The sequence below is a fragment of the Gaiella sp. genome, assembly GCF_057140465.1.
Map to the genome: position 1 here is coordinate 18749 of NZ_DBNHWK010000041.1, position 22535 is coordinate 41283.

21 protein-coding genes are annotated in these 22535 nt (G+C 73.0%); 12 read left to right on the forward strand and 9 right to left on the reverse strand.

Annotation, left to right across the window (positions count from 1 at the left end):
- Nucleotides 1-6: 6 nt before the first annotated feature.
- Genes purF through AC162C_RS06010 form a run of 3 tightly spaced genes read right to left on the reverse strand, consistent with a single transcriptional unit; the run spans nt 7 to nt 5940 of the window.
- Nucleotides 7-1398, reverse strand: coding sequence for an amidophosphoribosyltransferase (gene purF / locus AC162C_RS06000; RefSeq protein ID WP_484096755.1), 1392 nt, complete (start codon nt 1396-1398; stop codon nt 7-9).
- A gap of 4 nt (nt 1399-1402) precedes the next feature.
- Entirely contained in the window at nt 1403-3499 is a 2097-nt protein-coding gene (purL, locus tag AC162C_RS06005; RefSeq protein ID WP_484096775.1) for a phosphoribosylformylglycinamidine synthase subunit PurL, read from the reverse strand.
- Complete coding sequence (locus AC162C_RS06010; protein WP_484096756.1) at nt 3496-5940, reverse strand: cation-translocating P-type ATPase; 2445 nt, start codon at nt 5938-5940, stop codon at nt 3496-3498. The genes purL and AC162C_RS06010 overlap by 4 nt, the downstream gene beginning before the upstream one ends.
- A 120-nt stretch (nt 5941-6060) precedes the next feature.
- On the opposite strand from AC162C_RS06010, the gene AC162C_RS06015 reads away from it, so the two are divergent.
- The 4 genes from AC162C_RS06015 to AC162C_RS06030 all read left to right on the forward strand — a co-directional run bounded on the left by AC162C_RS06015 (nt 6061) and on the right by AC162C_RS06030 (nt 9100).
- Complete coding sequence (locus tag AC162C_RS06015) at nt 6061-6942, forward strand: DMT family transporter (protein ID WP_484096757.1); 882 nt, start codon at nt 6061-6063, stop codon at nt 6940-6942.
- Entirely contained in the window at nt 6939-7868 is a 930-nt protein-coding gene (locus AC162C_RS06020) for a DMT family transporter (protein WP_484096758.1), read from the forward strand. Before AC162C_RS06015 ends, AC162C_RS06020 begins: the two co-directional genes overlap by 4 nt.
- Nucleotides 7869-7925: 57 nt before the next feature.
- Complete coding sequence (locus AC162C_RS06025) at nt 7926-8498, forward strand: HdeD family acid-resistance protein (RefSeq protein WP_484096759.1); 573 nt, start codon at nt 7926-7928, stop codon at nt 8496-8498.
- Between the two features lie 68 nt (nt 8499-8566).
- Entirely contained in the window at nt 8567-9100 is a 534-nt protein-coding gene (locus AC162C_RS06030) for a GNAT family N-acetyltransferase (RefSeq protein ID WP_484096760.1), read from the forward strand.
- Nucleotides 9101-9154: 54 nt separating this feature from the next.
- Here the strand turns inward: AC162C_RS06030 and AC162C_RS06035 are convergent, their stop codons facing one another.
- Nucleotides 9155-9664 (reverse strand): hypothetical protein, encoded by a 510-nt coding sequence (locus tag AC162C_RS06035; RefSeq protein ID WP_484096761.1) that lies wholly within the window; start codon nt 9662-9664, stop codon nt 9155-9157.
- Complete coding sequence (locus AC162C_RS06040; RefSeq protein ID WP_484096762.1) at nt 9661-10437, reverse strand: MBL fold metallo-hydrolase; 777 nt, start codon at nt 10435-10437, stop codon at nt 9661-9663. Before AC162C_RS06040 ends, AC162C_RS06035 begins: the two co-directional genes overlap by 4 nt.
- A 42-nt stretch (nt 10438-10479) precedes the next feature.
- On the opposite strand from AC162C_RS06040, the gene AC162C_RS06045 reads away from it, so the two are divergent.
- The 6 genes from AC162C_RS06045 to paaK are packed head-to-tail and all read left to right on the forward strand — an operon-like array spanning nt 10480 to nt 17959.
- Nucleotides 10480-11856, forward strand: a complete 1377-nt coding sequence (locus tag AC162C_RS06045) for an SHOCT domain-containing protein (RefSeq protein ID WP_484096763.1) — start codon at nt 10480-10482, stop codon at nt 11854-11856.
- Nucleotides 11857-11864: 8 nt separating this feature from the next.
- On the forward strand, nt 11865-13886 hold the full coding sequence (locus tag AC162C_RS06050) for a phage holin family protein (protein ID WP_484096764.1): 2022 nt from the start codon (nt 11865-11867) through the stop codon (nt 13884-13886).
- Between the two features lie 11 nt (nt 13887-13897).
- A complete protein-coding gene (locus AC162C_RS06055; RefSeq protein ID WP_484096765.1) occupies nt 13898-15022 on the forward strand; it encodes an AI-2E family transporter in 1125 nt (374 codons plus the stop codon).
- A 58-nt stretch (nt 15023-15080) separates the two neighbouring features.
- Nucleotides 15081-16196 (forward strand): lysylphosphatidylglycerol synthase transmembrane domain-containing protein, encoded by a 1116-nt coding sequence (locus tag AC162C_RS06060; protein ID WP_484096766.1) that lies wholly within the window; start codon nt 15081-15083, stop codon nt 16194-16196.
- Between the two features lie 33 nt (nt 16197-16229).
- Nucleotides 16230-16643 (forward strand): hydroxyphenylacetyl-CoA thioesterase PaaI, encoded by a 414-nt coding sequence (gene paaI, locus AC162C_RS06065; protein WP_484096767.1) that lies wholly within the window; start codon nt 16230-16232, stop codon nt 16641-16643.
- Complete coding sequence (gene paaK, locus AC162C_RS06070) at nt 16643-17959, forward strand: phenylacetate--CoA ligase PaaK (protein WP_484096768.1); 1317 nt, start codon at nt 16643-16645, stop codon at nt 17957-17959. Before paaI ends, paaK begins: the two co-directional genes overlap by 1 nt.
- Before the next feature lie 50 nt (nt 17960-18009).
- Here paaK and AC162C_RS06075 read toward each other — a convergent pair whose 3' ends face one another.
- From AC162C_RS06075 to AC162C_RS06090, 4 genes are all read right to left on the reverse strand, one after another.
- Nucleotides 18010-18828: an alpha/beta fold hydrolase gene (locus AC162C_RS06075; protein WP_484096769.1), complete on the reverse strand. Its 819-nt coding sequence runs from the start codon at nt 18826-18828 to the stop codon at nt 18010-18012.
- 61 nt (nt 18829-18889) lie between these two features.
- Complete coding sequence (locus tag AC162C_RS06080; RefSeq protein WP_484096770.1) at nt 18890-19558, reverse strand: DUF6962 family protein; 669 nt, start codon at nt 19556-19558, stop codon at nt 18890-18892.
- 81 nt (nt 19559-19639) lie between these two features.
- Nucleotides 19640-20965 carry a DUF1254 domain-containing protein gene (locus tag AC162C_RS06085; RefSeq protein ID WP_484096771.1) on the reverse strand — a complete coding sequence of 442 codons (1326 nt, stop codon included), beginning with the start codon at nt 20963-20965 and terminating at the stop codon, nt 19640-19642.
- Entirely contained in the window at nt 20965-21360 is a 396-nt protein-coding gene (locus AC162C_RS06090; protein WP_484096772.1) for a VOC family protein, read from the reverse strand. The genes AC162C_RS06085 and AC162C_RS06090 overlap by 1 nt, the downstream gene beginning before the upstream one ends.
- Before the next feature lie 125 nt (nt 21361-21485).
- On the opposite strand from AC162C_RS06090, the gene AC162C_RS06095 reads away from it, so the two are divergent.
- Both AC162C_RS06095 and AC162C_RS06100 read left to right on the forward strand, forming a co-directional pair.
- Nucleotides 21486-22145 carry a cysteine dioxygenase family protein gene (locus tag AC162C_RS06095; protein WP_484096773.1) on the forward strand — a complete coding sequence of 220 codons (660 nt, stop codon included), beginning with the start codon at nt 21486-21488 and terminating at the stop codon, nt 22143-22145.
- Nucleotides 22142-22426 carry a cupin domain-containing protein gene (locus AC162C_RS06100; RefSeq protein WP_484096774.1) on the forward strand — a complete coding sequence of 95 codons (285 nt, stop codon included), beginning with the start codon at nt 22142-22144 and terminating at the stop codon, nt 22424-22426. Before AC162C_RS06095 ends, AC162C_RS06100 begins: the two co-directional genes overlap by 4 nt.
- The last annotated feature ends 109 nt before the right edge of the window (nt 22427-22535 follow it).

Here is a 22535-nt window from a genome sequence, read left to right on the forward strand (position 1 = left end):
CCCCCGTCAGGCGCGCGAGCCGACGGCCTCGAAGCGGAGCTTGTCGGCCGCTCCCTCGGCCGGCACGCGCGTCGGGTAGCTCCTGGTGAAGCAGGCGCGGCAGACGCTCGTGGAGGGGAGGTGCGTCGCCCACTGCATTCCCTCCACCGAGAGGTACGCGAGCGACGTCGCGCCGATGTGCTCGCGCATCTCGTCCACCGAGCGGTGGGCGGCGGCGAGCTCGTCCTCGTCGGCCATGTCGATCCCGTAGAAGCACGGGGAGACGACCGGCGGGGACGAGACGCGCACGTGCACCTCCTCGGCGCCGGCGTCGAACAGCATCTGCACGAGCTGGCGCATCGTGTTGCCGCGCACGATCGAGTCGTCCACGACCACGATGCGCTGCCCGGCGATCTCGTCGAGCGGGTTGAACTTGAGCCGGATCCCCTGCCGTCGCAGCTCCTGGTCCGGCTGGATGAACGTGCGCCCGACGTAGCGGTTCTTGATCAGGCCCTCGTCGTACGGCAGCCCCGAGCGCTTCGCGAAGCCGATCGCCGCCGGCGTGCCGGAGTCGGGGATCGGCATCACGACGTCGGCCGCCGCGGGCGCCTCCTCGGCGAGCCGCTCGCCCATCCGCACGCGCGCCATGTGCACCTCACGGCCACCGAGCCGCGAGTCGGGGCGCGCGAAGTAGACGTGCTCGAAGATGCACGCAGCCGAACGGCCCTCGGGCACGGCCTGCGCCGTGTGGAGGCCGTCGGCGTCGACCCACACGACCTCGCCGGGACGAACGTCGCGCTCGAACCTCGCCCCGACGAGATCGAGCGCACACGTCTCGGACGCGATCACCCAGTCGGAGCCGATCGCCCCGATCGAGAGCGGCCGGATCCCGTGCGGGTCGCGGAAGGCGACGAGCGTCCCCTCGGCGACGCAGACGACGGAGTACGCGCCCTCCAGCCGCCGCATCGCGGCCGCGACGGCCTCCGCGAGCGGCGCCGGCTCACGCGCGACGAGCGCGGCGATGACCTCGGTGTCCGAGGTCGAGCCGAGGCGGACACCGTCCGCCGCGAGCTCCTCGCGCAGCTCCTCGGAGTTGACGAGGTTGCCGTTGTGCCCGAGCGCCACCGTCCGCACGGCGCCGCGGTGCATGACGGGCTGCGCGTTCGACCAGTGCGCTCCCCCCGTCGTCGAGTAGCGCGTGTGGCCGATCGCCACTTCCCCGGGCAGCGCCTGCAGCTTCTCCTCGCTGGAGAACACCTGCGGCACGAGCCCCATGTCCCGCACGATCGTGATCCGCCCGCCCTCCGACACGGCGATCCCGGCGGACTCCTGCCCTCGGTGCTGCAGTGCGAACAGGCCGAAGTACGCGAGGCGCGCGACGTCGCGGCCCTCGGATCGGATGCCGAACACGCCGCACATCGCGCTACTCCCGCTCCCAGACGAGATGGAGCTCCGAGACGGGCACTCCGAACAGCGTATCGCCGCCGACCTCGCCGATGCGTCGGAGCTCGACCTCGGACCCGAGCGGGTCGACCTCCACCTGGTCGGGCGGGAGCGCGATCACGGCGCGCCCCCCTCCCTCGCCGAACAGCTCGACCGGATCGTCGGTGAGGTCGAGCGCCGCGCCGAGGCCCGAGTGGATCGCCATCTCGGCGAGGCACACGGCGAGGCCGCCCTCGGAGACGTCGTGCAGCAGCGAGGCGCGGGGCGCCGTTCGCCAGAGCAGCTCGACGAGGGCGGACTCGGCGGCGACGTCGAGCAGCGGCGGCGCCCCGGAGACCGTCCCGTAGCGTGCCTGGTACTCGGAGCCCGCGAGCGCCGGGGCGCCCGCCGTGGCGAGCAGGAGCACGTCGCCCTCCCGCCACCCCCGCGGGACGCGCCGCACGTCGCGGACGAGACCCACGCAGCCGACGACCGGCGTCGGCGGGATCGACGTCCCGTCGGTGTCGTTGTAGAGCGATACGTTGCCGGACACGATCGGCGCGCCCAGCGCCTCGCACGCGACGGCCATCCCCTCGATCGCCTGCGCGAGCTCCCAGCCGATCTCGGGCTTCTCGGGGTTCCCGAAGTTCAGGCAGTCCGTGAAGCCGATCGGCTCGCCGCCGGTGCACGCCACGTTCCGTGCCGCCTCGAGCACGGCGAGCGCGCCGCCGACGAACGGGTCGAGCCGGCCGACCCGACCGGTCCCGTCGAGGGTGAGCGCGAGCCCGCGCCACGAGGGACGCAGGCGCAGCACGGCGGCGTCCAGGCCGGGCCGCCGGACGGTGCGGGACTGGACGAGCTGGTCGTAGCGCCGGGTGACGAACGCGCGCGAGCGCAGCGCGGGCGAGCCGAGGAGGTCGAGCAGCGCCTCCCGCGTGCCCGGCGCCGACTCGACCGGCACCTCCGGGGCGGCGATCCGGGGCTCCTGCGCGACGGCGTAGCGCGGGCACTCGTCGGTGAGCAGGCGGGCGGGGATCGCGCCGACCTCGTCCCCGTGCCACAGGGCACGGAGGAGGCCCGAGTCGGTGACCTCTCCGATCACCGCGTGGTGCAGCTCCCAACGGTCGCAGACCGCCTGCACCGACGCGAGGCGGTCGGGGGCGACGATCGCGACCATCCGCTCCTGCGACTCCGAGATCATCACCTCCCACGGCTCCATGCCCTGCTCGCGCAGCGGCACCCGGTCGAGGTGGACGTCGATGCCGTACTCCGCCGCCATCTCCGAGAGCGACGACGCGAGCCCGGCGGCCCCGCAGTCCTGCAGCGACTGGACGAGCCCGCGCTCGACGAGCGCGACGGACACCTCGATCAGCTTCTTGCCGGTGAACGGGTCGCCCACCTGCACCGAGGGGCGCTTGTCGGCGTCGTCCTCGCCGAGCTCCTGGCTCGCGAGCACGGACGCGCCGCCGATCCCGTCGCGACCGGTCGTCGCGCCGTAGAGGACGACGAGCGCGCCCGCCCCGGTCGCCTTCGCGCGCGTCAGCCGCTCGGCGGGGAGCAGCCCGACGCACATCGCGTTGACGAGGCAGTTCGACCCGTAGGCCTCGTCGAAGACGACCTCGCCGCCGACGTTCGGCACGCCCACGCAGTTGCCGTAGTGCCCGATGCCCCCCACCGCCCGCGAGAAGTGGAAGTCGGGGGCGCCGAAGCGGAGGCCGTCGAGGAGCGCGACCGGACGTGCGCCCATCGCCGACACGTCGCGCAGGATGCCGCCGACCCCCGTGGCCGCGCCCTGGAACGGCTCGACGGCGGACGGATGGTTGTGGCTCTCGACCTTGAACGCGACGGCGCTCCCGTCGCCGAGGTCGAGGACTCCGGCGTTCTCGCCCGGGCCCTGGAGCACCCGCTCACCGTCGCTCGGCAGGCGCCGCAGCAGCAGCGCCGAGTGCTTGTAGCCGCAGTGCTCCGACCAGAGCAGCGAGAAGACCGCGAGCTCGAAGTGGTTCGGCTCCCGCTCCAGCAACGCGACGATTCGGGTGAGCTCCCCGTCCGTGAGGCCGAGCTGGCGGTGGAGCGGCTGTTCCGCAGTCGAGCTCAGGCGGCCATCCTATCGGGCGTCCAGGCGCGCACCCGCCACTTCGCCGCCTCGGCGGCGATCGCGGGAGCGACCGCGAGCAGGAGGACGAGCGCGGCCTCCCACGCGTCGAGCGCCACCGTTCCCAGCGGCTCGTGCAGCCCGGGGACGTACAGCGCGGCGGCGACGAGCCCGAACGAGACGGCAACGGCGAGCCACAGCGGCCGGTTGGCGACCAGGCGCCAGCTCGGCAGCAGGTCGGAGCGGCAGGAGAACACGAAGACGAGCTCGGCGAGCGCGACCGTGGCGAAGGCGGCGGTCTGCGCGGCCTCCGGCCGGCGCTCCCGCACGAGCAGGTACGCCGCGAGGGAGCACAGCCCGATCAACATCCCCGCCCCGAGCAGCCCGCCCACGAGGCCGCGCGGCAGGAGCGGCCCCCCACGGCGCAGCCACTCCCGCCCCGTGGTCGCCTTGTCGGCCGCGAGGGCGACGGCGGGCGGGCCGTCCGTGAGGAGGTTGACGACGAGGACCTGCACGACCGTCATCGGGACGCCGAGCCCGGCAGCGATCGCGATGCCGAAGAGGACGACCTCGCCGACGTTCGCGGAGAGGAGGAAGGCGAGGAACGAGCGGACGTTCGCGCCGACCCGCCGACCCTCTTCGACGGCCGCGACGATCGACGCGAAGTCGTCGTCCGTGAGCACGAGCGCCGAGGCCTCGCGCGCGGCCTCGGTGCCCGCACCGCCCATCGCGATCCCGATGTCCGCCTGACGGAGCGCGGGCGCGTCGTTGACGCCGTCGCCGGTGACGGCGACGACCTCGCCGCGGCGCTGCAGCTCCTCGACGAGCCGGAGCTTGTCGGCGGGCGTGAAGCGAGCATGCACGTCGTCGGGGGGAAGGCCGAGCTGGCGTCCGATCGACGCCGCCGTGAGCGGGTGGTCGCCGGTCAGCATCTGGACGTCGAGCCCGAGCTCTCGCGCGCGCGCGACCGACGCCGCCGCGGTCGCCCGCAGCGGATCGGCGAGCCCGACGATCCCGACCGGCTCGAGCCCCTCCTCGAGGCCCGGCTCCTCGGGGCTCTCGACGGGCCGGCGCGCCACGGCGAGGACGCGCATCCCGTCGGCCGCCCACTCGTCGGCGACGCCCGCGAGCCTCGAGCGCTCGGGGTCGCCCGCCCGGCACCGCTCCAGCACGACCTCGGGCGCCCCCTTGACGACGACGGAGAGCCCGTCGCCGTCGGCGACGACGACCGTCGCCCGCTTGCGCGCCGCCTCGAACGGGAGGGAGCGCACCACGTCCGGGGCGACCGTGACGCCGTGCTCGGAAGCGGCGCGGACGAGCGCCCGGTCGACGGGGTCGACCTCGGCGACGGACGACGCGGCGACCGCGACGAGCACCGCCTCCTCGTCGCGCTCCCGGGCCGGCTCGACGCGCGCCAGGCGCATGCGGTTCTCGGTCAGCGTCCCGGTCTTGTCGGCACAGACGACCGTCGCCTCGCCGACGGTCTCGATCGCCGCCAGCGTGCGCACGATCGCCCGCCGCCGCGCCATCGCCCGCGAGCCGAGGGCGAGCGCGATCGTGAGGATGGCGGCCAGGCCCTCGGGAACCGCCGCGACCGCCACCGAGACGCCGACGAGGAACGCCTCGTGCGAGGACTCGCCGCGCGCGAGCATCGCAGCGGCGAGCACGAGCGTGATCCCGACGCCGACGGCGACGAGGAGCCGGGACAGTCGGCCGAGCCGCACCTGCAGCGGCGTCGGCGGCGGCTCCGCCTGCTCGACGAGCTGCGCGATCGTGCCCTGCTCGGTCGTCGCGCCCGTCGCGACGACGATCGCCGTCGCGCTGCCGCGGGTGGCGCCGGTGCCCGCGAAGAGCATCGAGGAGCGCTCGGCGAGCGTCGTCTCCCGCGCAACGGCGCCGGGGCCCTTCTCCACCGGCACCGACTCCCCGGTGAGCAGGGACTCGTCGACCTCGAGGCCGTGCGTGTGGAGGAGGCGCGCGTCCGCGGGCACCCGGTCTCCCTCGCGGACGACGAGGACGTCGCCCGGGACCAGCTCGGCCGCGCGGACGACCTGCTCGACGCCGTCGCGGACGACCGTGGCCTCGAGCTCGAGCGACGCGTGCAGCGCGAGCACCTCCCGCTCGGCGCCTGCCTCGAGCGCGAATCCGAGCACCGCGTTGAGGACGACGATCGCTGCGATCACGACCGCCTCGAGCCCCTCACCGATCGCGGCCGAGACGACGGCCGCGGCCACGAGGAGCGCGACGAGCGGGTCGACGAACTGGCCGAGCGCGATCCGGAGGTACGGCGGGCGGTGCGGTCGACGGAGCTCGTTGCGACCGTGGCGGGCCAGTCGCGCAGCGGCGTCGCGCGCGTCGAGGCCCCTCTCGACGTCGACGCCGAGCTCCTCCGCCACGGCGTCGGCGGGGAGCGCGTACGCATCTCGCGAGGGGTCGGGGGGCATGGGTCCATCGTCGCAGCACCGCCGCCCCGGACGCTTCCGCGTCCCCACGGAAGAGGCATCGGGGCACCCCCCGATCGGTTCCCGCCCCCAGAGGTCGGCAGGACGGTCTACCGTCCGCCGATGACCCGCCGCGACGCCGGCCTGCTGCTGCTCCTCTCCGCGATCTGGGGCGCGAGCTTCCTCTTCATCAAGCTCGGCGTCGACGAGGTCGAGCCGTCGGTCGTCGTGCTCGGCCGTCTCGTCGTCGGCGTCGCCGTGCTCCTGCCGCTCGCCCCGCGCCGCGGCGGGCTGCGCCCGATCGGCGCCTTCCTCGTCCCGCTCGCCGTGCTCGGCGCCCTCAACAACGCGCTCCCCTTCTGGCTGCTCGGGTTCGCCGAGACGCGGATCGACTCGGGCCTGACCGCCGTCATCCAGGCGGCCGCGCCGATCTTCACGGTGCTCCTCGCGACGCGGATCGACGCCACGCAGCGGGTGACGGGGCTCCGGCTCGTCGGCATCGGCGTCGGCTTCGTCGGGGTCGTCCTCCTCGTCGGCGTCCAGCGCGGCGGCGAGGTGACGGCGGCGCTCGCCGTCGTCGCCACGGCGCTCTGCTACGCGGTCTCGGTGCTCTACGCCGGCCGCACGCTGCGCGGGCTGCGGCCGCTGCAGGCGTCGATCGGGCAGCTCGCGTGCGGTGCGATCGTGGTCGCGCCGCTGGCGCTCGCCCAGCTCCCCGACGAGGCGCCGCCGGCGGGCGCGATCGCGGCCATCGTCGCGCTCGGCGCGCTCGGCTCGGGCATCGCGTACCTCCTCTACTTCGCGATCATCGCGAGCGCCGGCGCCTCGCGCGCGATCCTCGTCACGTACCTCGTCCCCGGGTTCGCACTCGTGTACGGGGCGCTGCTCCTCGACGAGCCCGTGACGTCGAGCGCGCTCGTCGGGCTCGTGCTGATCCTCGGGGGGACGGCGCTCGCGACGGGTGTCGCGCGCCTCAAGGGGCGCACGAGTACCGTGCGCCCGTGACGCGCTTCTGGCCTCTGCTCTTCACGCTCGCCGCCGCCTGGGGGGCCTCCTACCTGTTCATCAAGGTCGCGGTCGAGGGAGGGCTCGCGCCGGCGCCGCTGATGGCGGCGCGCTCGGCGATCGCCGCGGTGCTGCTGTTCGGCTACCTCTGGCACGCGTTCGGTGCGAGGCAGGCGGTCGGGCAGCTGCGCCGGGCGTGGCGCCCCGCGCTCACGCTCGGAGCCGTCGGTGCGGCGATCCCGTTCTGGCTGGTCGGATGGGGAGAGACGCACATCGACTCCGGGATCGCCGCGATCGCGCAGTCGACGGTGCCGATCTTCACGGTCGTCCTCTCGTCGAGGTTCCTCCCCCACGAGCGCATCCGGCCCGCACAGGCCGCCGGGATCGGCGTCGGGCTCGTCGGTGTCGCCGTCCTCGCAGGCGTCGACCCCTCGGGTGGCTGGTGGGTCGTCGCGGGCACGCTCGCGGTCGTGCTCGCGTCGCTCGCATACGCGTCGGGCAACGTCATCGCCAAGCGCCACGTGCACGACATCCCGGGGCCGGTGCTCGCCACGGGGGCGATGATCGCGTCGACCGCGTACCTGCTCGTCCCGGCGATCCTCCGCTGGCCGAGCGACGTGCCGACACGCGGGGCGATCGTCTCGCTCCTCGCGCTCGCGGTCATCGGCACCGCCGGCGCACAGCTCGTCTTCTACCGCACGCTCCGCCTCTACGGATCGACGCGCGTCAGCCTCGTCACGTACCTGATGCCGGGCTTCGCCCTGGTCTACGGTGCCCTCCTGCTCGACGAGCCGATCACCGCGGCGGCGCTCGGCGGGCTGGCGTTGATCCTGCTCGGCGTCGCACTCGGCTCCGGGCGGGTCGGCCCGCGCCGACTGACGTCGGCGGACGGGAGGAGCGCCGCGACGGAGGTCGAATCGCTCTAGGCAACGCGCGGCGCGCTCGGGGCGCTGCGCCCGAGACCCCACGGAGGAGTGCTGCGCATGTCTTCGTTCGTCCTCGACGACAGCGAGGTCCGCGAGGAAGCCGGCCGCTGGTGGTGGCTGTTCCTCGTCACGGGCATCGCCTGGCTCGTCGTCTCACTGGTCATCTTCCGCTTCGAGTACGAGAGTGCCGCGGCGATCTCGTACCTCTTCGGCTTCGTGGCGGTGTTCTTCGGCATCAACGAGTTCTTCGCGATCGGAGCCTCGACGACGGGCTGGAAGATCGTGCACGCGCTCCTCGGCGTGCTGTTCGTCGTCGCGGGCGTGATTGCGCTGACGACGCCGTTCACGACCTTCGCGGCGGTCGCGAGCCTGATGAGCTTCTTCCTCGTGCTCAAGGGCACGTTCGACATCGTCGTCTCCTTCATCACGAAGGGGGACGTGCCCGCGTGGTGGCTGCAGCTCGTGGCCGGGATCATCGAGATCGCGCTCGGCTTCTGGGCCGCCGGGTACTTCGGACGGCAGGCGTTCCTGCTCGTGATCTGGGTCGCGGCGGTCTGCATGATCCGCGGCGTCACCGAGATCATCCTCGCGATCAAGCTCCACGGCCTGCGCAAGGCCGCGCCGGCCTGACCGCGCGCCGGCCGTGCCCGACCGCGTCGGGCACGGCCGGTCGCACGGCTGGGGAGTAGAATCGCGCCGTGTCCGACGCGGTGACGATCCGGCGGGCGACCGCCGACGACGTCGACGACCTCGTCGGTCTCGTCACCCACGGCGACGTGGCGCCGTTCCTCGCCGCGATCCGTCCCGGCTCGGCGGAGGAGCTCCACGCCGCGATCGCCGCCGCCGACACCGATCCCGACGCCTCGGGGCTGTACGTGATCGAGGTCGGCGGGGAACGCGCCGGGACGATGGCGTTCCAGCGCGTCAACCGGCGCTCCCGCATCGCGGGCCTCGAGGGGGTCGCCGTCGATCCACGGTTCCGGGGGCGCGGCGTGGCCGACACGGCCGCCCGGCTGTTCCAGCGCCACCTGATCGACGAGCTCGGCTTCCATCGGCTCCAGCTCGAGGTCTACGCCTTCAACGAGCGCGCGATCCGCCATGCCGAGCGTGCCGGGTTCGTCCGCGAGGGCGTGCGCCGCAGCGCCTACTGGCGGAACGAGACCTGGGTCGACGGTGTCCTCTTCGGCCTCGTCGCCGAGGACCTCGCCGGCGACGGGCCGCCGCCGCGCTGACGGCGCACGGCCGGCCGAGAGGTCGCCCTCCGACTCCGGCACGATCGGCGGCCGCTAGTGCGCGAGCAGCGCCTTGAGGCCGATCAGCGCCAGCCCGAGCGCGACGTTGACCGCGACGACGGCGGCGGTCGCCGGCCGCCCGAGGTGCTCGAGGCGGGCGTAGCGCAGCCCCTGCGCGGCGAGCGCTCCCGCGCCGAGCGCGACCGCGAGCCAGATCGCGCGCGTCGGCCGGACGACGCCGACGGACCCGAGCAGCAGCGCGGCCACCGGCAGCGCCGCCGCGAGGATGATCGACGACTCGCGACGCGCGAGGTCGAGCACGTCGCGCCGCGTGAGCCGTGAGCCGCGGATCACGCTCTCGCCGAGGCCGTGCGCGTACACGTGCGCGACGTAGAGGACGACGGCGGTCACGGCGACGAGCGCCGCGAGGCGCCCGAGGGCCGTGTCGCTCCCCCGGTCGGCGCCGGCGATGATCGAGAGCACGACGATCGTGCCGTAGACGGAGCCTGCGATCCCGTGCCCGCTCCCGAGCACGCGTCGCGCGGCCGCTCGCGCCCCGCTCACCTCGTCGACTCCTGCGCCCGTGCGCCCTCGACCACCGTCTCCTCGCCGGGCTGGAGCACACGGATCTCGACGTCCGGCGCGACCTCCGCGGCGGCCGCGCGGAACGCACCCGGGGGAGACGCGAGGTACGCGGGTCGCCTGCCGATCCCCTTGTGCATCGGGAAGTACGTCCCCCAGTGCACGGGGATCGCGACGCGAGGCCGCAGCAGGGCCACCGCCCGGGCGGCGCGCTCCGGGTCGAGGTGACCGGGCCCGAGGCCCGGGCCCCATCCCCAGATCGGGACGAGAGCGACGTCGAGCGGGCCGATCTCCGCCATCCCCGCGAAGAGGTCGGTGTCTCCCGCGTAGTAGACGCGCTGGGAGCCCTCGAGGAGGAAGCCGACCGGGTCGACCTTCGCCCCGAAGGGGAGGCGGCTGCCGTCGTGGGCGGCCGGCGTGGCGCGAACTGTGAGCGCGCCGACGCGGAGCTCCTCCCCCACGTCGAGCTCCGCCACGTGGACGAAGCGCCTGCGGCGCAGGAGGCGGGCCGCTCCGCGCGGCACCACGATCGGGAGCTCACGGCCGAGGCGCTCGAGCGACGGGAGGTCGAGATGGTCGAAGTGGAGGTGCGAGACGAGCACGGCGTCGACGCCGCGGAGGGCGTCGTGGTCGACGCGCCGTGCACGGCGGAGGTGGGTGACGACGAGCCGCAGAACGGGATCGGTGAGCAGGCGGACGCCGTCGAGGTCGACGAGCACCGTGCCGTGCCCGACGTAGACGATGCGTGACGCCATGGTCGCCGATGCTACTGACCGCGACCTGCGATACTGCCGCCCGTGGCGGAGACACCGACTCCGGAGACGCGAGCCTCGGGCGGCGAGGCACCGACACCGGCCCGTCGCGCCCGCCGTGTGCTCGCACGTGCCCTGGTCGTCGCCGGCATCGTCCTCGCGCTCGTCAGCGCGCTCGCGAACTTCGTCCGGGCGGAGGCGCTCGACACCGACCAGTTCAAGGAGACCTCACGGCTCCTCATCACCACCGAGGAGATCCAGACCCAGGTCGCGGCGACGCTCGTCGACGCCCTGTACACGAACATCGACGTCGCGGCGGAGCTCGAGGACGAGCTGCCGGACAACCTGCAGTCGCTCGCCGGCCCGATCGCCGGCATCTCCCGTGAGCTGGCGGACCGGGCGGCGAAGGAGCTCCTGAAGCGGCCGGCGGTGCAGACGGTCTGGGTCGAGGTCACGGGCGCTGCTCACGAGCAGCTGGTGAAGGTGCTCGATGGCGAGACGCGCTTCCTCCTCACGCGCGGCGGCGACGTCACGCTCGACCTGCGTCCGCTCGTCACGCGCCTCGCTGACCGCTTCTCCTTCGTCAGCAACGTGACCGACCAGCTCCCGGAGGACACCGGCCGGGTCGTGATCCTCGAGTCCGGACAGCTCGAGGCGGCCCAGGACGTGACGCAGTTCCTGAAGGTGATCGCGAACTGGATCTGGCTCCTCGCGCTCGCCGCCTGGGCGGCCGCGATCTGGCTCGCACGCGGGCGCCGCCGTCTCGAGCTGCGGGCGATCGCGATCGGGCTCGTGATCGCGGGCTTCCTGCTCCTGGTCCTCCGCTCGCTCGGCGGGAGGTACATCGTCGACTCGCTCGTCACCTCCGAGTCCGTGAAGCCGGCGGTCGAGGAGGCGTGGGACATCATCACGCGCCTGCTCACCGGTTCCGGCTGGAGCCTCGTGATCGTGGGGATCGTCGCGCTCGCCGGCGTCTGGCTCGCAGGCCCCGCGAGGCGGGCGACGGGCCTCCGCGGCGTGATCGCGCCGTGGCTGCGGCGACCCGAGCTCGCCTTCGGCGCGGCCGGCATCCTCTACCTCCTGCTGCTGCTCTGGAAGCCGACGCCGCAGTTCGGCCGCGGCCTCTGGATCCTCGTCTTCGCGGTGCTGGCCGCCTTCGGCGTGCAGCTGCTGCGTCGCCAGACCGCTCGGGAGTTCCCCGACGCCGTCGCCGTCGACTGGATCGGCGTGGCCCGCGAGCGCTACGACAGCTGGCAGGCGGGCCGGCAGGCGCGCGCCGCCGGGGCGGCCCCCGCCGCACCTGCAGCGGGGACGGCATCGGAGCTCGAGCGACTCGCCACGCTCCATGCGAGCGGCGAGCTGACCGACGAGGAGTACACGGCGGCGAAGGCCGCGCTCCTCATGCCGCCACCACAGGGATAGGCTGGCCTATGACCGAGGGCGGGACGACCCCCTACGCGGAAGCCGTGCGCTGGCAGCCCGAGCTGCCGCGCCTGCGACCGACGCACCTCCTCGTCCGCTGGCTCGTCGGGGCCGCGTCGCTGCTCGTCGCGGCGGCGATCGTTCCCGGCGTCTCGATCGAGGGGTTCCTCGGCGCGATCGTCGTCGCGGCGGTGATCGGCGTCCTCAATGCGTTGCTGCCGCCCCTGATCGCAGCGCTCCGGCTCCCCTTGACGCTCGTCCTCAACTTCCTGCTCGTCCTCGTCGCGGACGCACTGATGCTGTTGATCGCCGACGCCGTCACCGAGCAGGCGATCTCGGTGACGTCCTTCTGGCGGGCCCTGCTGACGGCGCTCGTCGCCGCGGCGGTGACGATCGTCCTCGAGGTGCTGCTCGGCACGAACGACGACGACGAGTACACGTTCCGCGTCGTCCGCCGCGTCGCACGGCGGCAGGGCGACGTCACGGCCGCCGACGCTCCGGGCGTCCTCTTCCTCGAGATCGACGGGCTCGCCCTCCCCGTCCTGCGCCGCGCGATGCGCGACGGCAACGCCCCGAACATGGCACGGTGGCTCGCCGAGCACGAGTACGAGCTGACGGGGTGGGAGACCGACCTGTCGTCGCAGACCGGCGCGAGCCAGGCCGGGATCCTGCTCGGCTCGAACGAGGACATCCCGGCCTTCCGCTGGGTGGAGAAGGAGACGGCGACGACGATGACGTGCTCGGCGCCTCCTGACTGCGCCGAGATCGAGCGGCGCCACGCCGGCGGCCGGGGGCTCCTGCTCGACGGCGGGGCGAGCCGCGGCAACCTCCTCTCCGGCGAGGCGGACGAGGTGATCCTCACCGTCAGCCGCATCGAGGCCGAGAAGCGCGCGAACCCCGGCTACCGGGCGTTCTTCGCGAACGGCTTCAACGTCACGCGCGTGCTCGTGCTGTTCGGATGGGAGGTGATCCTCGAGTGGATCGCGGCCCTGCGCGCGATCCGCCGCGACGTGCGGCCCCGCGGCCATCGCGGCGGCATCTACCCGTTCATGCGCGCGGCGATGTGCGTCGTCGTCCGCGACCTGATCGTCTACGGCGTGCTCACCGACATGATGCGCGGCCGCCCCGCCGTCTACGCGACGTTCTCGAGCTACGACGAGGTCGCGCACCACTCGGGGCTCGAGCGGGCGGACACCCTCGAGGCGCTCCGCAAGCTCGACCAGCAGTTCGGCCGCATCGAGCGCGCGCGCCGCTACGCGCCGCGCCCGTACGAGATCGTCGTCCTGTCCGACCACGGGCAGACGCAGGGCGCGACGTTCAAGCAGCGCAACGGCTACGGGCTCGACGACCTCGTCGAGCGCTCCCTCGAGGGCATCGACGTGTCGGAGATGGCGGGCGGCGACGAGCAGGACTCGATGGTCGGGCACGCGCTCGGCGAGGCCACCGGCCGCAGCGGAAAGCAGAAGCGCCCGAAGAACGACGTCTCCGACCAGAAGGTGGTCGTGATGGGGTCGGGGAACCTCGGCCTCGTCTACCTGATGGAGGAGCGACGCCGCCTCACGCTGGAGGAGATCCAGGAGCGCCACCCGCGCCTGATCCCGGCGCTCCGCGAGCACCCGCACGTCGGCTGGCTCCTCGTCCGTTCGTCCGAGCGCGGCGCGGTGGCGCTCGGCGGCGGCGGCGCCCACTACCTCGCCGACGGCCGGGTCGAAGGCGAGGACCCGCTCGCGGCGTTCTCGCCGAACGCGCCCCGCCACCTCCTACGCACCGACGGCTTCCCGCACGTGGCCGACATCATGATCGGCAGCTTCTACGACGGCGCGCTCGACGAGGGGTGCGCGTTCGAGGAGCTGATCTCCTTCCACGGCGGCCTCGGCGGGCCCCAGACGGAGGCGTTCATTCTCCACCCGCGGCGTCTCCGGGCCCCAGACGAGCCGATCGTCGGCGCCGCCCACGTGAACGAGCTGCTGCGCGCGTGGCGCGCGGAGCTCAACGGCGGCCCGGCGAGCGCCGTCCTGCCGCCCGAGTAGCATCGCCGCCCATGACGGGCCTGGACGAGCCGGTAGCAACGCCCGGCAGGTACCGCTCGCTCAGCGTCACGATCACGACGCGCACGCTCCTCCTCGCCGCTCTCGTCGTCTTCCTCGGGGCCGCGGTGGTGACGGTCCGGCACGCGCTGCTGATCGTGTTCCTCGGCATCTTCCTGGGCCTCGTCTTCGAGGCACCGACGCGCTTCCTGATGAAGAAGACAGGCCTCGGCCGCGGCCTGTCGGCGACGATCATGGTGCTCGGATCCGTCGTCCTGCTCTGCATCCTCGGCTTCCTCCTCCTGAAGCCGCTGCTCGAGTCGATGCAGCAGTTCCTCACGGAGCTTCCCGACACGGTCGCGTCGCTCCGCGACTCCGACGAGCTCGGGTGGCTGGGAGACACGACGGCCGGGTCGGAGACCGAGAACGCCGCCCAGCAGGTCGCAGACCGGATCCCGGACGCGCTCTCCGGGCTCGTCGGGCTCGCCGGCGGCCTCTTCAGCGCCGGGCTCGCCGCGTTCACGCTCATCTTCGTCTCGCTCTTCTTCATCTCCGACGCGCCGAACCTCCAGCGCGCGATCGCCTCGATCCTTCCCCCGAGCGAGGGCGACACGGCGACGAGGCTCTGGGAGCGATCGGCGAACACCGTCTCGCGCTGGGCGATCGGAGCCGCGTCGATCGCGGTGATCGCGGGCACGGTGCAGGGAGGGACTGCCTGGATCCTGGGCTCGAGCTACGCGCTCGCGCTCGGCGTGATCGCCGGGTTCCTCGACCTGATCCCGAACCTCGGTGCCACCATCGCCGGGTTCATCCTGACGCTCGTGCTCCTCGCCGAGGAGGGCCTCACGGCGGCGTTGATCATGCTCGCCGTCGTGCTCGTCTACCAGCAGATAGAGAACAACCTGCTCACGCCGACGATCCAGGGCAAGGCGGTGAACATCTCCGGCTTCTTCGTGATCACGAGCGTCACCGTCTTCGGCGCGCTCCTCGGTGTCGTCGGGGCGCTGATCGCGGTTCCGCTGACCGCCTCACTCCAGATCATCATCGGCGAGTTCACCAAGGACCGGCGGGAGCGCTACGCGGCGATGCGGGCGGCGGCGGGCGACGGCGAGGACGGCCCGGAGCTGCCTGCGACCTGAATCCGGGCGCCCGGGCGGTCTATGCTCGCACCATGCCGTTGAGGGTGGGCACGCGCCCGTGACCGACGCCGTCTCCGTCGTCAGCCCGCTCGGCGACCGGTCGCGCAAGCGCCGGCTGACGAAGATCCTCGGCTGGGTCGCGGGGATCCTGATCCTCCTCGTCGTCCTCGACCTGCTCGGGATCGACGTCACCGGCTGGCTGTCGGAGTTCTGGGCGACGCTCAAGGACGTCCCCGTCGGCTACCTGTTCGCCGGCTCGGTGCTGCAGGTCGCGCAGACGACGTTCAACGGTGTCGCGTACTACTTCATCCTCCGCTACGGCTACCCCGACGGAGGCGTGCAGCTGTGGCCGATCGTCACCGCGTACGCGGTCGGCGTCGCCATGAACAACTTCCTGCCGGCGAACATCGGCACCTTCGTCACGCTCCTGATGTTCGTCGCGATCATCCAGGGCGCAACCTTCACCGGGGTCTTCGCCGCGTACCTCGTGAACAAGATCTTCTTCACGGTCGTCGGCGGGCTCGTGTACCTCTACCTGTTCCTCGAGGCCGGGGCGGCCTTCGACGTCGAGCTCGGTTGGTTCCGCGACCACCCGGTGCTCGCGCTCGCGATCGTCGGTGGAGCCGTGTTCGTCCTCGTGCTGCTCACCAGGATCTTCTGGCGGTGGCTCAAGAAGCTCTGGGATCAGGCGAAGACGGGCGGCAAGATCCTCTCCTCGCCCAAGGCCTACACGCTGCAGGTGCTCCTCCCCCAGGCCGCGAGCTACGCGGCGAAGATCGGCGTCATCTGCATCTTCCTCGCCGCGTACTCGATCCCGGTCACCGTCGGCTCGGTGATGTCGGTGATCGGATCCAGCTCGGCCGCCAACGTGACGTCCGTGACGCCGGGTGCCGTGGGCATCACGCAGGCGGCCAACGCCGTCGCGCTCTCCGACTACACGGACGCGACGACCGCGACCGCCTACTCGCTCGCGCAGCAACTCTGGACGACCGCGATCAACCAGGTGTACGCGCTCGTCCTCGTGATCATCGTCTTCGGCTGGACGGGCGGGAAGCTGCTCGTCAAGGAGTCCTACGTCGACGCCAAGGCGAAGGCGGCGGAGGCCCGGTCACGGAAGAAGGACGGAGCCGACGACGAGTCGGGCGACGGCGACCAGCCCGCGAGCGGTGCCTAGCGCACCCCGGGCCGGTCACGAGGATCGGGGGCGATGCTGAGCGCCGATCGCGACGCGGCTCCGGCCTCGGCACGGCGGATGTGGGACGCCGACGTCGCGAGCCGCGCCCTCGGCATGGAGCTCGAGGAGCTCGGCGACGGCTACGCGAGGGTGCGGATGACGGTGACCGACGCGATGGTCAACGGGCACGGCCTCTGCCACGGCGGCTACGTGTTCACGCTCGCCGACAGCGCCTTCGCGCTCGCCTGCAACACGGAGGGGCCGACGACCGTCGCCGCCGCCTGTGACATCGCCTTCGTCGCACCCGTGCGCCTCGGCGACGAGCTCGTCGCCGAGGGCCGAGAGCGGACGCGGTTCGGGCGCAGCGGGATCTTCGACGTCACCGTACGTCGCGGCGACGCCGTCGTCGCCGAGTTCCGCGGGCATTCGCGAACGCTCGGGACGTGATGACGCGCCGTCGAGACCGCGCCCCCGGGGACGGGGAGCTCGAGCCGATCGAGCGCGCGTCGCACGACGAGCTCGCCGCCCTCCAGCTCGAGCGGCTGCAGTGGACGCTGCGGCACGCGTACGAGAACGTCGCCCACGTCCGCGCACGCTTCGACGAGTCGGGTGTCCACCCCGACGACTGCCGGACGCTCGAGGACCTCGCCCGGTTCCCGTTCACGACGAAGGACGACCTCCGGTCGACGTACCCGTTCGGGATGTTCGCCGTGCCGCTCGAGCAGGTGGCGCGCATCCACGCCTCGAGCGGGACGACGGGGCGGCCGACGGTCGTGGGCTACACCCGGCGCGACCTCGACGTCTGGGCCGACGTCGTCGCCCGCTCGATCAGGGCGGCGGGGGGCCGGCCGGGCAGCCGCGTCCACATCGCCTACGGCTACGGCCTCTTCACCGGCGGCCTCGGCGCCCACTACGGGGCCGAGCGCCTCGGCTGCACGGTGATCCCGGTCTCGGGCGGGATGACCGCGCGTCAGGTGCAGCTGATCGTCGACTTCGAGCCCGACGTGATCATGGTCACGCCCTCCTACATGCTCGCGATCGTCGACGAGCTCGAGCGCCGGGGGATCGACCCGCGGTCGACGTCGCTCGAGGTCGGGATCTTCGGCGCCGAGCCCTGGAGCGAGGAGATGCGGCGCGAGATCGAGGGGCGGCTCGACATGCACGCCGTCGACCTCTACGGCCTCTCGGAGATCGTCGGCCCGGGCGTCGCGAGCGAGTGCGTCGAGACGAAGGACGGCCCCCACGTGTGGGAGGACCACTTCTACCCGGAGGTGATCGACCCCGTCACGGGTGCCGTCCTCCCGGACGGGGAGGAAGGGGAGCTCGTGTTCACGACGCTCACGAAGGAGGCGCTGCCGATGATCCGGTATCGGACGCGCGACCTGACGCGTCTGCTCCCGGGCACGGCACGAACGATGCGCAGGATCGAGAAGGTGACCGGACGGAGCGACGACATGATCATCCTCCGCGGCGTCAACCTCTTCCCCACGCAGGTGGAGGAGCTGATCCTCGCCGTCCCCGCGCTCGCCCCCCACTTCGAGCTCGTGCTCACGCGGCCGCGCCGGCTCGACGAGCTGACGGTGCGCGTCGAGGCACGGCCGGGCGCAGCGAGCGACGACGAGCGCGCCGCCGCCGCCGGGCAGCTGCGTGCGCTGGTCAAGGGGACGATCGGCGTCACGGTGTCGGTGGACGCGCTCGAGCCGGGCACGATCGAGCGCTCGCTCGGGAAGGCGAAGCGCATCGTCGACCTGCGCGACGCCTGAGCGAGACGGCACGCGGGGCGCAGGACGCCCTCCTGCCGCCGCGGCCGGCCTCAGCCCTGACGGTCGACGGCTTCGGCGAACGCGAGGATCGCGGCGGCGAGCACGTCCGGGGCGGTGACGTTCGCTGCGTGCCCGTGCCCCTCGATGACCTGCACCGTGCTCTCGGGCAGCACGGCCGCGAGCTCGTCGATCGACGCCCGGAACGCCCCGGGGCTCTCGCCGCCGGTCAACAGGAGCGTCGGCACCGTCATCCGGGCGAGGCGCTCGGCGACCGCGACGTAGCCGGCGTCGGCGCGGTCCTCGCGCGTGAACGTGTGGGCCGCGCCCACGCGGTCGCCCCACGTGGGGAAGGAGCGGAGCACGGCGAGCTCGTCCTCCGTGAGCTGCGCCGCGTCACGGAGGTACGTCTCGGCCGCGGCCTCGGTACGCCCGGCGGCGACGTGCGCATCGACCCTCTGCAGGGTGGGCTCGTCGATCGGCCACCCGATCGCGGGCTCGTAGAGCACGAGGCGACGGAGGCCCGTCGTGAGCAGCGACGCCTCGAGACAGCACGTGGCACCGTGGGAGTGCCCCACGAGCACGACGGGCTCGCCGAGGGCGTCGACGACCGCCACGATGTCCTCCGCCTCCCGCTCGATCGCGTAGTCGGGGCCGTCGCCGCTCGCACCCCGTCCCCGGCGCTGGACGGCGACCACCGTGTGACCGGGCTCGAGGTGCGGTCGCACGAATGCCCAGGAGAAGTCGGATCCGGTCGTCCCGTGGACGAGCACGATCGGCGGCCCGGAGCCGCTGACGCTGCTCGCGATCGTCGTCCCGTCGCTCGAGGTGACGGTGAGCGCGCCGCCGGCCGGCTCGTGCGGCCCGGTCATCGCGTCCGGCACGCCTCCGGAACGCGTGCGGATCCTCCGCGCGCCCCGTCCGGCGATCCGGTCACGGCGTCCCCGCGGCTTCGGCCGGCACGCGCCGAGCCCAGCCGTCGGCTCCCCGTCCTGCGAACCCGGTGACCGCCCGGAAGAGGAGCACGATGCCGACGATCTGCGCGAGGTGGTACGTGGAGTTCGGGTCGAGACCCACGCCCTGCAGGACGTCGGCGGCGGGGAGGTGGGCGGCGGACGCACCGATGCTGGCCGCGATCGCGAGGAGCATCGGGCGGCCGAGAGGATGGTCGCGGTAGGCGGCCCACGCCCACAGCCCGAGCACGCTCAGCATCGTCAGGCCCTCGCAGGCGAGCATCGTCCCGACACCGGCGAACCCGAGCGCCGCCAGCACGACGTAGGCGACGACGCCGACCGAGCGGAGCAGCCAGAAGGCGCGCGACCGACCCGGCCCGAGCACCTCCACGACGGTCGCGGCGAGCAGGAACGAGACGGCGATCACGACGCCGGAGCTGATCACGGCCCAGCTCACCTGCGCCGCCTCGGCGGAGCGCACGATCACCCCGTGATGGACGAAGCCGGCGAGCGCCGCCGCCCCGAACCACCAGAAGACCCGGCGCCAGTGCGGCGTGATCGACGGCGCGCGGCGCAGCTGCACGGCGAGGGAGACGGCCACCACCCCGAGGGCGAGGTCGGTGAGCGCCTGTGCAGGCTCGGCGAGCATCAGGAAACGGTACTCCTTCGACGCCCCCGAGGGGAACGGCCGGGCCCCGGCCGGCCCGGCGGATGCCCGTCCGTCGGTCGGTCAGGAGACCCTGTCGACCGGCGGCGGCGACCACGCGCCATCGAGCGCGGCGGCCTCGGGCCAGTAGATGCGCAGGGCGAGGTAGAACGGCCCGGCAGGGGCGGGCAGCCAGTTCGGCGCGTGCTCGTCCTCCGGGCGGTCGTGCTGGACGTGGATCGTGAGCGACCCGTTGTCGCCCGTGACGAGCCCCTCGGTCGTCGAGTTGACGAGGTAGCGGCCGATCGGGTTCTCGACGAGGTACCCGGCGACGCCGTCGTACGACGTGTCGTACATCGTCACCGACCAGAACGCCCGCGCCGGGGGCAGGCTCTCGAAGCGCAACCGGTAGCGGTGCGCTCCGTCGAGGGGCGCGCCGTCCCCGTCGACGCGCGTGAGCGGGTACGAGGCCTCGACGCGGTCGTTGCCGCCCCAGCCGGCCATCGCCGACGCCGCCCGAAGCAGGTAGTCGCCCCCGTAGAAGCCCCGATCGCCGAAGGCATCGACTGCGGTCCAGCCGTTGACGGTGGCCCCCAGGCGCTCGGCCTTCGCAGCGATCGCACCGCGGGCCGACTCGACGCCGGCGCGCAGGGCCTCCCGGGCGTCGGCCTCGAGGCCGTCCGCGTCGAAGGGCGCGCCCGGCGCGATCCCGATCTCCGCGAAGCGCGCCAGCAGCTCGGCCTCGCTCGGATGGGTCGGCCGGCAGAGGCCGAGGAGGAACGAGAGATACGCGAAGGCGCGCTCGTCGCGCGAGGCGTCGTCGTCCCAGAGCGGCCAGTCGAGGTGCGGCGCCGGGGGCGGCGGGTCGACGTCGAGGAACGCGCTGAGCGGCTGGAGCCGGTACCCCTGCTGCACCGCCCCGAGCGCGGGCAGGTCGTCTGCGCCGAGCAGCTGGGTGCGCCCGATCACGAACGCGAGGTCGGTCTCGAGGGGCAGCACGGCTTCGGTGCCGGGCGGCCGCTCCCCCTGCCAGCCCGGCCCGGCGAGGACGTAGCTCCCGGCAGACCTGCCGGTCGCGCGCGTGCCGACGTAGTGCGCGTTCGTCCCGAACAGGTCCTCGATCTGCATCACGTAGTAGCGATCCGTGACCGCGGGGACGCGCAGCACCACCGGCTCCGCCCGGAGGTCGAGCACGGCCATCGAGTACGGGGTGTCGGCGTTCGGGGTGATGACCTCCCTGAACGTGTGGTCGAGCGTCCGCGCATCGCTGACGAGCGCGTTCAGCGACCCCCGGTACCCCGGGCTCTTCTCGTACAAGGCCATTCCGAACGCCGCCCGGTACCCCATCAGCATCGGGAACGCGAAGACGTACGCCTCCTCGGCGATCGCGCGCGCCCGGGCGGCGTCCATCAGTGGCTCCGTCGCTCGATCAGCTCGATCCGGTAGTCGTCGGGATCGCGCACGAAGCAGATCCGCGACCCGCCCTCGGTCACGCGGTAGGGCGGACGCTCGGGCTCGATGCCGTGCTCCCGCTGCAGCTGCGCGAGCGCGCCGTCGAGGTCGTCGACGCCCACCGCGATGTGCCCGTACGCGGTGCCGATCTCGTACGTGCGCCCGTCGTGGTTGTAGGTCAGCTCGAGGACGTTCTCGCTGTCGCCGATCGAGAAGAAGTAGTTCGTCGCCTCGAGCTCGCCGTCACGGACGATGTCCATGTCGCGGCTGAAGCGGAACCCGAGCGCCTCGTAGAAGGCGCGGGAGCGCTCCGGATCGGTGATCCGGACCATGGTGTGGAGGAAGGTGGCCATGCGGCCATCCTATCCGGGGGTCGACGCCCGCCCGGCACACGCCGGGGACGCCCGACGAGGCCGGGCGTCGTGCGCGGCCGCCGCCGGGGCGACGGCGCTGGATCCGGCGGTCGTCCACGACTATCGTGGGCGGCCGACCGCCGATGTGCGACTTCCACGATCACGACCTCGAGCCGCTCGAGCACGACGAGTGGCTCCTCGATACCCCGCTCGTCCGCGCGTTCGTCGACGAGGTGCGCGGGGCGATCACCCGCTCCGCGTCCGCCGAGGAGGCGTGCCGCCTCGTCGAGCCCGCGTTCCGCCGGCTGCTCGCGACCCCCGACTGGCTGCCCGCGGCGTTCCAGGAGGACGCTCCCGAGAGCGGCATGGGCGGCGGGATCGGGCAGTGGCTCCTCTTCCGCGCGGCCGACCGCTCGCTCTGCCTGTTCAGCCTCGTCGTCCCGCCGGGGTCGATGACGCCGGTGCACGACCACCTCGCCTGGGGACTCGTCGGCCTGTACCGGGGCAACCAGGACGAGGAGTTCTACGAGCCGGGCGACGGCCGCCTCGACCTCCTCCGCCAGCGCCCGCTCGAGCCGGGCGACTACTACGTGCTCCTCCCCCCACGGGACGATGTCCACCGCGTGCGGACGACCTCGGACGTGACGTCGGTGTCGATCCACCTGCTCGCGAACGACACGGGGTGCGTGCTCCGCCACACGTTCGACGAGGAGACCGGCGAGGCGAGGCCGTTCCGCTCGGGCTACGTGAACGCCGAGTGCGTCGAGACGGGAGAACGGCCGTGACCGAGCGCGCAACCCCGACGGTGCTGATCGAGAACGACGCCGTGCGCGTCACCCGCTGGCACTTCGCCCCGCGCGCGGCGACCGGATGGCACCGGCACGAGTACGACTACGTCGTCGTGCCGCTGACGGACGGCACGCTCCGGCTCGTCGAGCCGGACGGAGAACGGGACGCGATCCTCGAGGTCGGCGCGCCGTACTTCCGGGGAGCGGGTGTCGAGCACGACGTCGTCAACGCCAACGACTACGAGTTCACCTTCGTCGAGGTCGAGCTCAAGCGCTGAGCGACCTGCGTCGTCACGCTCGGGTAAACGCCGTCTAGTCGCTTTCGATACGCGGTCCGACTCGGGGACCGCTGGGTATGGGTGCTGGATCCGGGCCAATACCCCGGAA